Source organism: Streptomyces sp. NPDC042100 (assembly GCF_055582325.1).
Window position 1 is genome coordinate 41211 of record NZ_JBVJDK010000027.1, and the last position, 14876, is coordinate 56086.

Genomic DNA, 14876 nt, shown 5'->3' on the forward strand with positions numbered 1-14876 from the left:
ATCTCAGAAAACAAAACCCACGGCCAGCCTCGTCAAGGAGCCGGACATGCCGCATGAGCTTCTTCCCACGCCCGACGACCGCTTCACCTTCGGCCTGTGGACGGTCGGCTGGCAGGGGCGCGATCCGTTCGGCGACGCCACCCGCCCCGCGCTCGACCCGGTCGAGACGGTGGAGCGGCTCGCCGCCCTCGGGGCGTACGGGGTGACCTTCCACGACGACGACCTCATTCCGTTCGGAGCGGAAGAAAGTACCCGGGCGAAGGCCGTCGCGCGCTTCCGCGCCGCGCTCGACCGCACGGGCCTGAAGGTGCCGATGGCCACCACCAACCTCTTCACCCACCCCGTCTTCAAGGACGGTGCCTTCACCGCCAACGACCGCGACGTCCGCCGTTTCGCGCTGCGCAAGACGATCCGCAACATCGACCTCGCCGTCGAGCTCGGCGCCTCGGTCTACGTGGCCTGGGGCGGACGGGAGGGTGCCGAGTCGGGTGCGGCCAAGGACGTGCGGGTGGCACTCGACCGGTTGAAGGAGGCCTTCGACCTGCTCGGGGAGTACGTCACCGAGCAGGGCTACCCGCTCCGCTTCGCGATCGAGCCCAAGCCGAACGAGCCCCGCGGCGACATCCTGCTCCCGACGATCGGGCACGCCCTCGCCTTCATCGAGCGCCTGGAACGGCCCGGACTCGTGGGCGTCAACCCGGAGACGGGGCACGAGCAGATGGCCGGGCTCAACTTCCCGCACGGCATCGCACAGGCACTGTGGGCGGGGAAGCTCTTCCACATCGACCTCAACGGGCAGTCCGGCATCAAGTACGACCAGGACCTCCGTTTCGGCGCCGGGGACCTGCGCCAGGCGTTCTGGCTGGTGGACCTCCTGGAGACGGCGGGTTACGCGGGACCTCGGCACTTCGACTTCAAGCCCGTGCGCACCGACGGCTTCGACGGGGTGTGGGAGTCCGCGAAGAACTGCATGCGCAACTACCTTCTGCTCAAGGACCGTTCGGCCGGCTTCCGTGCCGACCCGGCGGTCCGGGACGCGCTCGCCGCCTCCCGGCTCGACGAGCTCGCCGCCCCCACCGCCCCGGACGGCCTCGCCGGCCTGCTCGGCGACCCCACGGCGTACGAGACCTTCGACGCGGACGCCGCCGGAGGCCGTTCGATGGCCTTCGAGCGGCTGGACCAACTGGCGCTGGAGCATCTTCTCGGGGTGCGCTGAACACCGGCACCGGCCGTGCCCTGTACGGCCGGTGACCGCTGTGCCATCCTCCGAGCACCACTTCATCGTCGGGGGATCGGTGACGCGTCATGTGGATCTCGACCAGCGCTGCCCGCGTGGCCGTCGCGCTCGTCCTGTGCCTTCCCGCCGCCGTCGCCTGCGACAGCGAGGGCGGCAGGGACGGCGACCCGGGCGGGCGCTCCGGCACGAGCGGGCGGCCCTCTCCCGGAACGAGCGGGAGCGGCGCCCCGGGCGAGGGCGGTGACGACGGCGCCCCGATCCGGATCCCGGAGTGGGGCAGGAACGGTTTCCTCTTCGACGACGACTCGGCCGTCGGGCGCGCGAACTGGGAGGAGATCAAGAAGCTCTTCGAGGGCGCCTGCGGCGACGGCACCCTCTGCGTGATCCTGGAACGCGCCTACCGCGAGGAGAGCGGCGGTCTCACCGACGGGCCCTGCGGCTACACGCGCATGGAGCCCGCCGCGAACACCCTGGTCAAGCGGGGCGGCACGGTGACCGTCGTGGGCGAGTGCGCGGCGGAGCCCACCGCTTAGCGCGTCGTTCGTGGTCCGGCTGACGTCCTTTGGTGGTCGCCGGTCGCGGCGCGCTGAACGATCCGGTCAAGGACCGTTGGGAGTCCAGGACCGTGTTCTCGAATTGTGGCGAGGTGAGCCTGGATCAGGGGGAGGAGCAGAGGAAACAGGCGGCGCGGGAAATCGACTGTCTTCAGCGAGGCCTGAAGAAGGGTGAGAGCGCGGAACTGAAGGTGACGCTCCTCACCGGCTCCGCGCCCCACGGGCGTTGTCATCGGGTCAGGTGGGGCGGCCCATGTCGGTGGCGAGGCGGGCGACGTGCAGTGCGAGGTAGCTGACCTCGTCGTCGGTGATGCCCCGCGCGTCCATCTCAAGGATCTCCCGCAGCCGTTCCGCGGTGCGGAAGGACAGTGGATGGGACTGTCTGATGGCGTCTGACAGCAGTGAGGGTGCGCTGGTGATCTGCTGTTCCTGGGCGATCCGCGCGAAGAGGTAGCGCAGGTGCGTGACGAATCGCGTGACCGACAGGGAGTCCGTGTCCAGCGGTGTCCCCATCGCCGCTCCGACCACGTCCAGGAGTTGGGTGATGCGCCGCGTCATCGCGACCGTCCGGTCGAAGTCCCCGGCCAGTTGCGCGTTCACGAAGTGCAGGGCGAAGGCCGTGGCCTCTTCGGCCGGCAGACGGACACCGTGCCGCTGCGCGATGATCTGGAGCGCCTGCCGGCCCGCGGCGAGCGCGTCGGGGAAGAGCTGGGACACCTCCCACGCGAGGGGGTAGGCAGCCGTGCCGTGGTCGCCCCGTCGCACCGCGAAGGCGAGGTGGTCGGCGACGGTCAGCAGCAGTGCCTGGTTCGGGGGCACTCCCGTGTGTGCCTGTGCGGCCCGGACGATCAGGCCCGCGGTCTCGGTGATGTCGATGGGCAGGTCTCCCACGAGGTCGGCGAGCCGCCCGATCGGATGGGGCCCGGTGGGGACGAAGGTGTGCCGCACGGCGGCCCTGTCGACGGGGTCCCCCAGCCGTCTGCCGAAGCCGATCCCCTTGCCCATGAGGACGACGCGCCGCCCGTCGGAGCGGGAGGCCAGCACGGTGTTGTTGTTCAGCACCCGGACGACCTGCACGTGTGCTCCTCCGTTTCCGTCGGGTGGGGTTCCGGCCTCGGCCAGTGGTGAGGTGTGCGCTGTGGAGTCCCGTGGCGGGAGGGGTGGGGTGTGGGGCGGGCGGCCGCCCGCCCCACACCGTCGGGCAACCCGATTCAGAGTTCGGCTCCGTTGCTGGCGATGACCCGCTTGAACCAGGTGAACGAGGTCTTGCGGCTGCGTTCCAGCGTGCCGTTACCCGCGTTGTCACGGTCCACGTGGATCATGCCGTACCGCTTCTTCATCTCACCCGTCGTGAACGAGACGAGGTCGATGACGCCCCAGGGGGTGTAGCCGATCACGTCCACCCCGTCCTCCAGGACGGCGCGCCGGACCTGCTCGACGTGACGGCGGAGGTAGTCGATGCGCTCCGGATCGTGGAACGACCCGTCCGCCTCGGGCTCGTCGACCGCGCCGAAACCGTTCTCCACGATGAACAGCGGAAGGTCGTAGCGCTCGTAGAGCGCGTTGAGCGTCCAGCGCAGGCCGACCGGGTCGATCGGCCAGCCCCACTCGGTCGCCCCGATGTGCGGGTTGGCGACCGCCCCCGGCAGACCGCCGGAGACGACGTTGGCCTCGTCGAGGTCCTTGTCCCGCGCCGCCCGCACGGCCACCGACATGTAGTAGCTGAGTCCGATGTAGTCCACCGTGCCGGCGGCCAGGATCTCCGCGTCGCCGTCCTGGAACCCGACGTCCCAGCCCTGGCGCTCGAACTCCTTCAGCGCGTATCCGGGGTAGTGGCCGCGCACGTGCACGTCGCTGAAGAAGTAGCGGGAGTGGTTGGCGGTCTGCGCCGCCATCATGTCGTCCGGGTCGCACGACAGGGGGTAGACCGGGACGGACGCGATCATGCAGCCGATCTTCAGTCCGGGATCGATCTCGTGGCCGACGGTGACCGCCCGCGCGCTCGCGAGGAGCTCGTGATGAGCGGCGCGGTACATGACCTCCCGTGCGTCCTCGCCGGGCTCGACGCTCACCCCGGAGTTGGTCCACAGGAAGATCGGGGCGTCGGTGTTCATCTGGTTGTTGATCTCGTTGAAGGTCATCCAGTAGCGGACCTTGGACGCGTAGCGTTCGAAGCACACCCGGGCGAAGCGCTCGAAGAAGCCGACCAGCTTACGGTTGCGGAAGCCGCCGTACTCACGCGCGAGGTGCAGCGGTATCTCGAAGTGCGAGAGGGTGATCACGGGCTGGATGCCGTGTGCCAGCAACTCGTCGAAGAGCTCGTCGTAGAAACGTAGGCCCTCCTCGTTGGGCTCGGTCTCATCGCCGAGGGGGAATATCCGGGTCCAGGCGATCGAGGTGCGGAAACACTTCAGTCCCAGCTCCGCGAAGAGCGCGACGTCCTCGCGGAAGCGGTGGTAGAAGTCGATGGCCTCGTGGTTGGGGTAGAACTCGCCGGGCTCGACGTTCCGGGTGATGCGCCGCGGTACGCCGTGCGCTCCGGCGGTGAGGACGTCGACGACGCTGGGGCCCTTGCCGCCCTGGTCCCATCCGCCTTCCAGCTGGTGGGCGGCGACGGCGCCGCCCCAGAGGAATTCGCCGGGGAACGCGTTCATGGTCTGCTCCTTGATCATGCGGTGACGGGTCATGCGGTGACGGGCGCGGTCCGCAGGGCGGTCAGGACGGGGTCGCCGCGGCGGACGGAGACATCCGTCTCGGCGATGACATCGGCGTAGGAACCGCTGTTGGTGACGACCAGGATGGTGGTGAGGGGGTAGCCCGCCTGGACGAGGGCGCGGCGGTCGATGTCCAGCAGCGGTTCACCGGCCTTGACCCGGTCTCCCTGCTGAACCCGCGGGGTGAAGCCACGGCCGTTGAGCTTGACCGTGTCCAGGCCGACGTGGATCAGCAGTTCGATCCCGCTGTCGGCCCGCAGCCCGACGGCGTGTGGCATCAGGGCCACCACGGTGCCGCTGAACGGCGCGTGGACCCGGTCATCGGTCGGTTCCACGGCCACGCCCTGGCCCATGGCGCCCGAGGAGAAGACCGGGTCGGGCAGTTCCGCCAGCGGGATGATCGCGCCGCTCACCGGGGAGGCCACGGTGAGCGGGGCCGGTTCCTGGGCCGGCACCGAGGCGGTGGCGAGCCGATCGCCCCCGCCACCGGTGTCCTGCGGGTCCCGGGCGTCGCGGGGCTCCTTGAAGCCGACGAGGTAGACGAGCGCCGCGGACACGACGAAGGCGGTGAGGCAGCCGACCGTCTGCCACAGCAGGGAGTTCGTGCCGGGCTTGGCGGCGTTGACGATGGTCAGCGGGCCCGGCAGACCGGCGTAGGCGTAGTACCGGGCACCGAAGAGGGAGATGACGACGGCGCCGACGGCTCCGCCGACGCACCCCATCAGGAAGGGCTTCTTCAGCCGCAGGGTGACCCCGTAGATCGCGGGCTCGGTGATGCCGAAGAAACCGGTGGCGGTCGCCGAGGCGGCCACCCCGCGCAGCTTCTTGTCCCGCGACTTGAGGAAGACGCCGAAGGCCGCGCCGACCTGGCCGATGACGGCGGCGGTCTGGAACGCCTGGAAGGAGTCCTCGCCAAAACGGGCGAAGTTGGACAGGTTCATGGGCGTGACGCCCCAATGGACCCCGAAGATCACGGCGAACTGCCAGGCGCCGCCGATCAGTGCGGCGGCGACCGGCGGTGCCGCCTTGACGAGGGCGTTGTACCCGTTGGCGATTCCGTCGGCGGCGCCCGCGCTGAGCGGGCCGATGACGAGCAGGGTCAGCGGAACCATGACGAGCAGGCACAGCAGCGGCGTCAGGAGCTGCTCGGCGGTGCCCCGCAGGTGGCGGGAGAGGAAGCGTTCCAGATAGGACAGACCCCAGACGAGCAGCAGGGGCGGCAGGACCGAACTGGTGTAGACGGTCTCGCTCAGGCCGATGCCGGCGAAGGTGACGGTTTCGCCCTCGGCGATGCGCGCGGCGATCGCGGCCCAGCTGGGATTCATGATCGCGGCGCAGCACACCACGGCGATGAAGGTGTTGGTCCTGAAGTGCTTGGACGCCGTGATCGCGATGAACACGGGCAGGAAGGTGAAGGGCGTCCACGACATGAAGGAGAGCACCTCGAAGGTGCCGCTCTGTTCGAACGCCGGCCAGCCCAGTTTGGCCAGGATCAAGCCGCCCTGGAGGATGCCGGCGGCAGCCAGGATGTAGATGAAGGGTGCGAACACCGCGGACATGGTCGCGATCACTCGGTTCACGACCGACTGCTTCTCGGCCCCCGCGTCGGTGGCCTCGTCGGTCCGGGCGATGCGCAGGAACTCCTCGTGGACCTCCCCCACGTGGGAGCCGATGACCACCTGGAACTGCCCGGCGGTCTGGACCACGGTGATCACACCGGGGAGTGCGGCTATCTGTTCCTTCGCGTCGGCGGGAACCTCTCCGAGGACCAGGCGCAGCCGGGTGGCGCACCTGCTGGCCCGTGAGACGTTTTCGGGGCCGCCGACACGTTCGAGGATGTCGCGTGCGAGTTTGGGGTAGTCGCGGACTGGCTCAGTCACGATGCTGGTCTCTCTGCACTCCCGGCCGTCGACCGGGTCACTCGGTTGGGGTGACTGGGCGGACCCAGCTTCTCCCGGTGGCCGGCGCGACAAACCAAAAGAGGCAACACGTCAGAGACGAAGCGGACGCTCCGACCTCGAGTATTGCCTCTTGCGAGTAACAAGCCCGATATCCGGATAGATACGCATGTCACCCTATAAGCCCCATGACCGGACCGCAAAAACGGTACGCGCGTCCGGATGCCCGAGTACCGCCGTTCGTTGTCATGCTCAGGGCCCCCCGGCGGCCTCCTCCGTACGGGGCCCGGGCAAGATCGGCGGCATGAAGAACACCAGCCGACGCTCCGTCCTCGCCACCGCCGTCGCCGCGGCGGCGGCCCTCCCCACGCTCAACGCCATCGCCGGCAGCGGCGCGACACCTGCCGCGGCGGCCGATACGTACGGCTCCAACACCGAGCTCTACAGCAAGACCGCGCACCTGGAGGGCACCGACTGGATGCGCCGCTTCCGGCTCGGCGCGCCGGCCGTCTCGGACAACGCGAAGGCCGGCAGCCTCCCCGTCGGCAGCACCGCCGTCCTCGCCCCGCACGGCGGCGGCATCGAGGCGGGCACGAGCGAGCTGTGCATGGCCGTCGCGGGCTACCGGCCCTTCGCGTACGACACCGACCCGGCCGTGTCGGCGGTGCCCGGCGAACCGCAGCGCGACTTCTGGATGTTCGAGGCGCTGAAGAACTCGGGCCCCCAGCACGTGACCTCCACCCACTGCGACGACCCCGCCGCGCTCGCGGTGTGCGCGAACAACCTGTACGCCGTCTCCCTCCACGGCTTCGACTCCGCCGAGCGGAAGATCGTGATCGGCGGCCGGGACGAGCGTCTCAAGCGCAATCTGCTGGCCTCCCTCGCGGCGAACGGGATCACCTCCCCCGGACCGGGGGCCGACCGGAGCGTCGGCGTCGTCGTCGCGGGCGCCGACGACCCGATCAACGGCGACGACCCGGCCAACATCGTCAACCGCACCCGGACCGGCGCGGGCGCCCAGCTGGAGCTGTCCACCGGGCTGCGCGAGGCGATGTTCGGCACCTTCTCGGGCGCCGACAACCGCCGCACCACGGCGGGCGTCCCCAGCACGGCGAGCCCGTACGCGGACCACTTCTGGAACGGCTTCGTCAAGGGCGTGCGCGAAGCCGTCAGGAACCACGAGCTCGGCCTCGACCCGAAGTTCACGGCCTCCTGATCCGTCCGAAACCTCCGGGACCGGGAGCGAGACCGGGACCGGGCGGGCCCTCCCGCGGGTCCGCCCGGTCCCGGGCCGTGCACGGCGCACCGCACAAGGCACACCGTCAGGAACTGAACCAGTGGGAGCGCTCCCACTGTGCAGAATCGGCGACACGCCGTCAAGACGCGCGAAGAGTCGAATGCGATCGGCCGGCGAATCCGCCGGTGCCTCTTTTCCTCGGAGTCGGTTGACGCTACGGTCTGGCCCCACCAGTGGGAGCGCTTCCATTCCGCCGGCACGCCGTCAGGGCCGTGCCCCCGCCGAAGGACTCGCTCATGCGACATCCCCCGTCTCCGCAGCGGAACCCGTACTCGAACCCGCACCCGAATCCGCACCCGGGCCCGCACCCGCGGCGGCTCCGGACCACCCCGTACGACGGCACCCCCCTCGCATTCGGCTTCGGGCCGCGCGTATCCCCGCGCACCCCGAACGGACACTGAAAGGGGTCACACCCCCATGAGCCGCTCCACCAGCCGCTCCACCAGCCGCTCCACCAGTCGTACCGCCCTGCTCGCCGCGCTCGGTCTGATCGCCGCGACCGGCACCACCGCGACCGTCATCGGCACGGGCGCCGCCCGAGCCGCCACCCCGGGCTGCCGGGTCGACTACCAGATCTCCAGCCAGTGGAACACCGGCTTCGGCGCCAACGTGACCGTGACCAACACCGGGGACCCGCTCGCCGCCTGGACCGTCGGATGGTCCTTCGGCGGCGACCAGAAGGTCACCCAGGGCTGGAACGCCACGATCACGCAGTCCGGCGCCGCCGTCACCGCGAAGAACGTGTCCTACAACGGAGCCCTGTCCACCGGGGGTTCGGCCTCCTTCGGCTTCAACGGCTCCTACAGCGGCACCAACGCCGTCCCGGGCACCTTCACCCTCAACGGCGTCGTCTGCAACGGCACCGCCCCGACCGCCCCGCCCACCACACCCCCGACCACCCCGCCCACCAGCCCGCCGCCCACGACACCGCCGGCCGGGAGCCGGGTCGACAACCCCTACGCGGGGGCCAAGGTGTACGTGAATCCCGAGTGGTCCGCCAAAGCCTCGGCCGAGCCGGGCGGGAGCCGGGTGGCGCACCAGCCCACGGGCGTCTGGCTCGACCGGATCGCCGCCATCGGCGGGTCCGCCGGCTCGATGGGCCTGCGCGCCCACCTCGACGAGGCCCTGCGCCAGAAGGGCGCCGGGGAGCTCGTCGTCCAGCTCGTGATCTACAACCTGCCGGGCCGCGACTGCGCGGCCCTCGCCTCCAACGGGGAGCTCGGGCCGACCGAGATCGACCGCTACCGGACCCAGTACATCGACCCGATCGCGGCGATCCTCGGCGACGCCGCGTACGCCGGGCTGAGGATCGTCACCACGGTCGAGATCGACTCCCTGCCCAACCTCGTCACCAACGTCTCCGGCCGCCCGACGGCCACCGCCAACTGCGACGTGATGAAGGCCAACGGCAACTACGTCAAGGGCGTCGGCTACGCCCTGAAGACGCTGGGCGCCATCCCCAACGTCTACAACTACGTGGACGCCGGGCACCACGGCTGGCTCGGCTGGGACGACAACCTCGGCCCCTCCGCCGACCTGTTCAGAACCGCCGCCACCGCCGAGGGCTCGACCGTCGCCGACGTGCACGGCTTCATCGTCAACACCGCCAACTACAGCGCCCTCAAGGAAGACCACTTCGCGATCGGCGACTCGGTCAACGGGGTCTCGGTGCGCCAGTCGAAGTGGGTGGACTGGAACCGCTACACCGACGAGCTCTCGTACGCCCAGGCCATGCGCGACCGGCTCGTCTCGATCGGCTTCGACCCGCGCATCGGCATGCTGATCGACACCTCCCGCAACGGCTGGGGAGGCACCGCCCGGCCCACCGGCCCCGGGGCCACGACCAGCGTCGACACCTACGTGAACGGCGGGCGCTACGACCGGCGCATCCACCTCGGCAACTGGTGCAACCAGTCCGGAGCGGGCCTCGGCGAGCGGCCCCAGGCGGCCCCGGCGGCCGGCATCGACGCGTACGTCTGGATGAAGCCCCCGGGCGAGTCCGACGGAGCGAGCAAGGAGATCCCGAACAACCAGGGCAAGGGCTTCGACCGGATGTGCGACCCGACGTACACCGGCAACGCCCGCAACGGCAACAGCATGTCCGGGGCACTTCCGGACGCGCCGCTGTCGGGCCAGTGGTTCTCCGCCCAGTTCCAGGAGCTCATGAGGAACGCCCACCCGGCGCTGTGAGTACGGGGGCGGGGCCCCGTGCCCCGCCCCCGTCCGCCCCGCTCAGCCGGGCCGCACCCACGCGCGCGGACAGGCGCCCGCGCCCCCGGCAGCCGAGGACCGGGCCGGGACCCGTCATCGGTTCCGCCGCCGCCCGTACCTCACGACGACTCCCGCCGCACGAGCGTCGTCGGCAGCACGCTTCCCCGCGCCGGGACCGGGACCGAGGCAGAGGCCGGCATCGACGGCACGGCACCGTTCGGCTCGGCCGACGCCCCCGCCGCCTGGTCCCCCGTCCCCCCGATCCGGTCGAGGAGCATCCGTGCCATCGTGCGGCCCATCTCCTCGATCGGCTGGCGCACGCTCGTGAGCGGCGGGTCCATCAGGCGGGCCACCGCCGAGTCGTCGACGCCGACCAGGGCCACGTCCTCGGGGACCCGGCGGCCCGCCTCGCGCAGGACGCCGCGCGCGCCCGCCGCCATGACGTCGGAGGCGGCGAAGACCGCGTCCAGGTCCGGGGCGCGGAGCAGCAGCCCGCGCATCGCGCTCCGGCCGCCCTCCTCGGTGAAGTCGCCCGTGGCGACGAGGAGTTCGTCGGGCGCGAGACCGGCCGCCGCGATGCCCTCGCGGTAGCCGTCGAGGCGGGCCCGGGCCGCGTACATGTCGAGGGGACCGGTGATCGTGGCGATCCTGCGGCGCCCGCGCTCGGCGAGGTGGGCGACGGCGGCGCGGCCCGCTCCGGTGTTGTCGGAGTCGACGTAGGCGGCGGGCTCGTCGGCGGAGCGCCGGCCGCCGAGGACGACCGGGAGCCCGAGCGCGTCGACGAGGTCGGGCAGCGGGTCGTCGGCGTGCAGGGAGGTGAGCAGGACCCCGTCCACGCGCTGGGCGGCGAGGTACTGCGCGAAACGCTGCCGCTCCCGCTCGGTGCGGACCAGGGTGAGCAGCAACTGCTTGTCGGCATCGCCGAGTTCGGCGCTCACGCCCCGGACGATGTCGAGGAAGTAGGGCTCCGCGAAGAGCCGCGCCTCGGTCTCGGGGATCACCAGGGCGATGGCGTCGGTGCGGCTGCCGGCGAGGGTGCGGGCGGCCTGGTTGGGCACGTAGCCCAGTTCCTCGATGGCGCGGTGGACGGCCTGGCGGGCCTGTTCGCTCACCCGGGGCGAGCCGTTGATCACGCGGGACACGGTGCCCCGGCCGACCCCGGCCCTGGCGGCGACCTCTTCCAGCGTGGGCCTGCCACTCTGCCGTCCGTTCACGGTCTTCGTACTCCCCTCGTGCGGGCCTCGGCCCCCATGCGCCGATCTGGTCAAGATAGGCCACGACCGGCGGTCCCGGCAGGACCGGGCCCGATTCGGCCGCCACGACCTGGGAGCGCTCCCAATCCGGCCGACGCAGGGGGCGGTCCACGCGGTGGTCCAGGGGACGGGTCCACGAGAAGGGCCCGCGCCTCGGACCCCCGGGGCGACCCGCGCGCCCGCCCAACGTCCAATCCGCGCACGTGTCTTGACACCGGCACCCGCCAGGCAGGAACCTTCCGGCAACGACGACGTGGGAGCGCTCCCACACACGGGTACGGCGATACGCCGGCACACCGGCCGGGCCGCGAGAGCCGTCCGTACCCCTTGGCGCACAACCGGCACCACCTTGGACGAGGAGAGTGGAATGCGCACTTCCAGCAGCAGACGGACGTCCGGCCGCGGACGCCGCCGTACCGTGCTCGCCGCCGTGACCGCCCTGACGGCCGGCACGGCCCTGCTCACGGGCTGCGGCGGCGACGGGCCGGACGCCGCCGCGGACGGGAAGATCACGCTGCGGATCGGCACCTTCGGTTCGTTCGGCTACGACGACAAGACGGGTGCCAAGCTCTACGCCGAGTACGAGAAGGCGCACCCCGACATCAAGATCGTCGAGTCGAACGTCGCCGACGGCCAGAAGTACTGGGACACCCTCAAGCTGCGCCTCTCCCGCGACAGCGGCCTCGCCGACATCCAGGCGATCGAGGTCGGCTACATCGCCGAGGCCACCGGCCCGTCGATGGCCGGCAAGTGGGTCGACCTGTCCAGGACCGGCGGCGCCGACCTCGGCGCGTTCCTCGACTGGAAGGTCAAGCAGGCCACCACCTCCGACGGCAAGGTCATCGGCCTCGGCACCGACATCGGCCCCATGGCCATCTGCTACGACAAGGAGCTCTTCGCCAAGGCCGGGCTGCCCACCGACCGGACCGAGGTGGGCAGGCTCTGGGCCGGCGACTGGTCGAAGTTCCTGGAGACCGGCCGTACGTACCAGAGGAAGGCGCCCGCAGGGACGTCCTTCCACGACTCGGCGAGCGGCCTGTTCAACGCCGTCATCTCCAGCGAGCCGGAGCAGTACGCGGACCCGAGCGGGCGACTCGCCTGGGAGACCAGCCCGGGCGTGAAGAAGGCCTGGGACACCGCCGTCGCGGCGGCGCGGGGCGGACTCACCGCCAGACTGCGCCAGTTCGACGAGAAGGGCACCTGGAACGCCGCCTTCAAGAACGAGAAGTTCGCCACGGTCGCCTGCCCCAGCTGGATGACCGGCATCATCAAGGACCAGGCCGGTGCGGCCAACCAGGGCAAGTGGGACATCGCCGCGCCCCCGGTGGCGGGCAACTGGGGCGGCTCCTTCCTCGCCGTGCCCAAGTCCGGCAAGCACGCGGAGGAGGCGGCGAAGCTGGCCGCCTGGCTCACCGCCCCGGCACAGCACGCCAAGGTCTTCGCGGTGAACGGCAACATCCCCTCCACGAAGGGCACGCTCAGCTCCCCCGCCGTGGTCGGCGCCAAACTGCCGTACTTCGGCGACACCCCGGTCGGCGAGATCTTCGCCACCGCAGCCGCGAACATCCGGCCCGCCCCGATCAGCCGCTGGGACGGGCAGCTGAAGACCTTCCTCACCGACAACGGCATCCTCGACATCGAACAGCGCGGCACGGACCCGGCGAAGGCGTGGGAGAACGTCCGGAAGCTGGCCGAGGACAAGATCGACCAGTAGGAGCCCCGGGCCCGCGGCGGCCCACCCGGGCCGCCGCCCCCACCTCGCACCTCACGTGCCCCTTCTGCCCCTCGTGCCCCTCGCACCTCCCGTACTCCCCGTACCCCGCACGCACCGACCCGGAAGGACGCCCTCGTGGCCACCTCCCTTCGGGCGGGGGACGGCGGCTCCCCGTCGCCCGGCGCACCGCCCTCCCCCGTCCCGTCCCGCCGTACCGGCCCCGCCGCCGCGGCCCGCCGGACCCGGCTCTACCGCTGGGACCTGAAGGCCACCCCGTACGCCTTCGTCGCCCCCTTCTTCCTCACCTTCGCCGCCTTCGGACTCTTCCCGCTGCTCTACACCGGCTGGCTCTCGCTCCACCGGGTCGAACTCGGCGGCGACGCGCGCTGGAAGGGGCTGGCGAACTACACCGACCTGGCCACCAGCGAGTTCTTCTGGAACGCGCTGGCCAACACCTTCACCATCGGGGTGATCTCGACCGTCCCCCAGCTCCTCATGGCGCTCGGCCTCGCGCACCTGCTGAACTACCGGCTGCGCGCCCGGGGTTTCTTCCGGGTCGCCGTCCTCGCCCCGTACGCCACCTCCATCGCGGCGGCCACCCTGGTCTTCGCCCAGCTCTTCAACACCGACTACGGGATGATCAACTCCCTGCTCGGCTGGGCCGGGCTCGGACCGGTCGACTGGGAGGCGTCCAAGTGGCCCGCGCAGCTCGCGATCTCGACGATCGTGATCTGGCGCTGGACCGGCTACAACGCCCTCATCTACCTGGCCGCCATGCAGGCCGTGCCGCGGGACCTGTACGAGGCGGCGGCGCTCGACGGGGCGTCCCGGTGGCGCCAGTTCCTCAGCGTCACGGTCCCGTCGATCCGGCCCACCATCCTCTTCACCGTCATCGTCTCCACCATCGGCGCCACCCAGCTCTTCGGCGAGCCGATGCTGTACGGCGGCAGCGTCGGCGTCGCGGGCGGCAGCGGCAACCAGTTCCAGACCCTCAGCCTGCTCATGTACGAGAAGGGCTGGGTCACCGGCGCGCTCGGGCAGGCCTCCGCGATCGCCTGGGTGATGCTGCTGATCCTGCTGCTCATCGGGGGCGTCCAGGCGCTCCTGACCCGTTCGCACCGCACGAAGCCGGGGAGCTGACCCATGGCCCGAACCTTTCTCCGGCCGACGGCCGGCCGGCAGCACCACGCGGGTCCGCTGACCTACGTCCTGCTCGGCGCCGCCGCCCTCTTCTCGCTCTTCCCGCTGTACTGGAACCTCGTCGCCGCCTCGCACAGCGGGGAGCGCGTCGTCGAGGCGCCCGCGCCGCTGCTGCCCGGGCCGCGCCTCTTCGACAACCTGTCGTTCGCCTGGAACCAGGTGGACATGGGCGAGGCCCTCGTCAACACGACGGTGGTCGCCTCGCTGGTGGCCGTGTCCACGGTGCTGTTCGCCACGCTGGCCGGCTTCGCCTTCGCCAAGCTGCCGTTCAAGGGGCGTGGCGCGCTGCTGACGCTGGTGGTCGCGACGATGACCGTCCCGCCGCAGCTCAGCGTGATCCCGCTGTACCGGATCATCACGGACCTCGGCTGGGTCGACCAGCTCCAGTCGGTGGTGCTGCCCTCGCTGGTCGCCGCGTTCGGGGTGTTCTTCATGCGCCAGTACCTGGTGGAGGCGCTGCCCGTCGAGCTGGTGGAGGCGGCCCGGATGGACGGGGCGCACTCGCTGCGCATCGTGTGGCACGTGGTGTTCCCGGTGGCCCGGCCCGCGATGGCGGTGCTCGGGATGCTGGTCTTCGTGCAGGCGTGGAACGACTTCTTCTGGCCCTTCATCGCGCTCACCCCGGACGGCAGTCCCACCCTCCAGGTGGCGCTCGCGGGCCTGGGCGCGGGCAACCACACGGTCGACCAGGCCGTGGTGCTGACCGTCGAGCTGGTGGAGGCGGCCCGGATGGACGGGGCGCACTCGCTGCGCATCGTGTGGCACGTGGTGTTCCCGGTGGCCCGGCCCGCGATGGCG

General features: G+C 71.0%; 11 protein-coding genes. 7 read left to right on the forward strand and 4 right to left on the reverse strand.

The features are described 5' to 3' along the window. The first annotated feature begins 46 nt into the window (after window positions 1-46). Entirely contained in the window at window positions 47-1216 is a 1170-nt protein-coding gene (gene xylA, locus ACZ6J5_RS35335; protein ID WP_469398045.1) for a xylose isomerase, read from the forward strand. 89 nt (window positions 1217-1305) lie between these two features. Next, window positions 1306-1770, forward strand: coding sequence for a hypothetical protein (locus tag ACZ6J5_RS35340; RefSeq protein ID WP_469398046.1), 465 nt, complete (start codon window positions 1306-1308; stop codon window positions 1768-1770). 258 nt (window positions 1771-2028) lie between these two features. On the opposite strand, the gene ACZ6J5_RS35345 is transcribed toward ACZ6J5_RS35340, so the two are convergent. From ACZ6J5_RS35345 to ACZ6J5_RS35355, 3 genes are all read right to left on the reverse strand, one after another. Continuing rightward, on the reverse strand, window positions 2029-2868 hold the full coding sequence (locus tag ACZ6J5_RS35345; RefSeq protein WP_469398047.1) for a PRD domain-containing protein: 840 nt from the start codon (window positions 2866-2868) through the stop codon (window positions 2029-2031). Window positions 2869-3002: 134 nt separating this feature from the next. Continuing rightward, a complete protein-coding gene (locus ACZ6J5_RS35350; protein WP_469398048.1) occupies window positions 3003-4478 on the reverse strand; it encodes a 6-phospho-beta-glucosidase in 1476 nt (491 codons plus the stop codon). Further along, a complete protein-coding gene (locus tag ACZ6J5_RS35355; protein WP_469398049.1) occupies window positions 4475-6385 on the reverse strand; it encodes a glucose PTS transporter subunit IIA in 1911 nt (636 codons plus the stop codon). Before ACZ6J5_RS35355 ends, ACZ6J5_RS35350 begins: the two co-directional genes overlap by 4 nt. 322 nt (window positions 6386-6707) lie before the next feature. On the opposite strand from ACZ6J5_RS35355, the gene ACZ6J5_RS35360 reads away from it, so the two are divergent. Both ACZ6J5_RS35360 and ACZ6J5_RS35365 read left to right on the forward strand, forming a co-directional pair. Then, window positions 6708-7619, forward strand: coding sequence for a poly-gamma-glutamate hydrolase family protein (locus ACZ6J5_RS35360; RefSeq protein WP_469398050.1), 912 nt, complete (start codon window positions 6708-6710; stop codon window positions 7617-7619). Window positions 7620-8117: 498 nt separating this feature from the next. Then, window positions 8118-9890 (forward strand): glycoside hydrolase family 6 protein, encoded by a 1773-nt coding sequence (locus ACZ6J5_RS35365; RefSeq protein WP_469398051.1) that lies wholly within the window; start codon window positions 8118-8120, stop codon window positions 9888-9890. 140 nt (window positions 9891-10030) lie between these two features. Here the strand turns inward: ACZ6J5_RS35365 and ACZ6J5_RS35370 are convergent, their stop codons facing one another. Continuing rightward, entirely contained in the window at window positions 10031-11125 is a 1095-nt protein-coding gene (locus ACZ6J5_RS35370; RefSeq protein WP_469398052.1) for a LacI family DNA-binding transcriptional regulator, read from the reverse strand. Window positions 11126-11531: 406 nt separating this feature from the next. Between ACZ6J5_RS35370 and ACZ6J5_RS35375 the strand changes: the two genes are divergently transcribed. The 3 genes from ACZ6J5_RS35375 to ACZ6J5_RS35385 all read left to right on the forward strand — a co-directional run. Further along, complete coding sequence (locus tag ACZ6J5_RS35375; RefSeq protein WP_469398053.1) at window positions 11532-12878, forward strand: ABC transporter substrate-binding protein; 1347 nt, start codon at window positions 11532-11534, stop codon at window positions 12876-12878. 135 nt (window positions 12879-13013) lie between these two features. Continuing rightward, on the forward strand, window positions 13014-14018 hold the full coding sequence (locus ACZ6J5_RS35380; protein ID WP_469398054.1) for a carbohydrate ABC transporter permease: 1005 nt from the start codon (window positions 13014-13016) through the stop codon (window positions 14016-14018). A gap of 3 nt (window positions 14019-14021) precedes the next feature. Then, window positions 14022-14876 (forward strand): carbohydrate ABC transporter permease (locus tag ACZ6J5_RS35385; protein ID WP_469398055.1); only part of this gene is annotated, 855 nt, incomplete at its 3' end.

Excerpts from the sequence above, each read along its gene's own strand:
- xylA (WP_469398045.1), top strand. The coding sequence starts at position 47 with ATGCCGCATGAGCTTCTTCCCACGCCCGACGACCGCTTCACCTTCGGC.
- ACZ6J5_RS35340 (WP_469398046.1), top strand. The coding sequence starts at position 1,306 with ATGTGGATCTCGACCAGCGCTGCCCGCGTGGCCGTCGCGCTCGTCCTG.
- ACZ6J5_RS35350 (WP_469398048.1), bottom strand. The coding sequence starts at position 4,478 with ATGACCCGTCACCGCATGATCAAGGAGCAGACCATGAACGCGTTCCCC.
- ACZ6J5_RS35360 (WP_469398050.1), top strand. The coding sequence starts at position 6,708 with ATGAAGAACACCAGCCGACGCTCCGTCCTCGCCACCGCCGTCGCCGCG.
- ACZ6J5_RS35365 (WP_469398051.1), top strand. The coding sequence starts at position 8,118 with ATGAGCCGCTCCACCAGCCGCTCCACCAGCCGCTCCACCAGTCGTACC.
- ACZ6J5_RS35375 (WP_469398053.1), top strand. The coding sequence starts at position 11,532 with ATGCGCACTTCCAGCAGCAGACGGACGTCCGGCCGCGGACGCCGCCGT.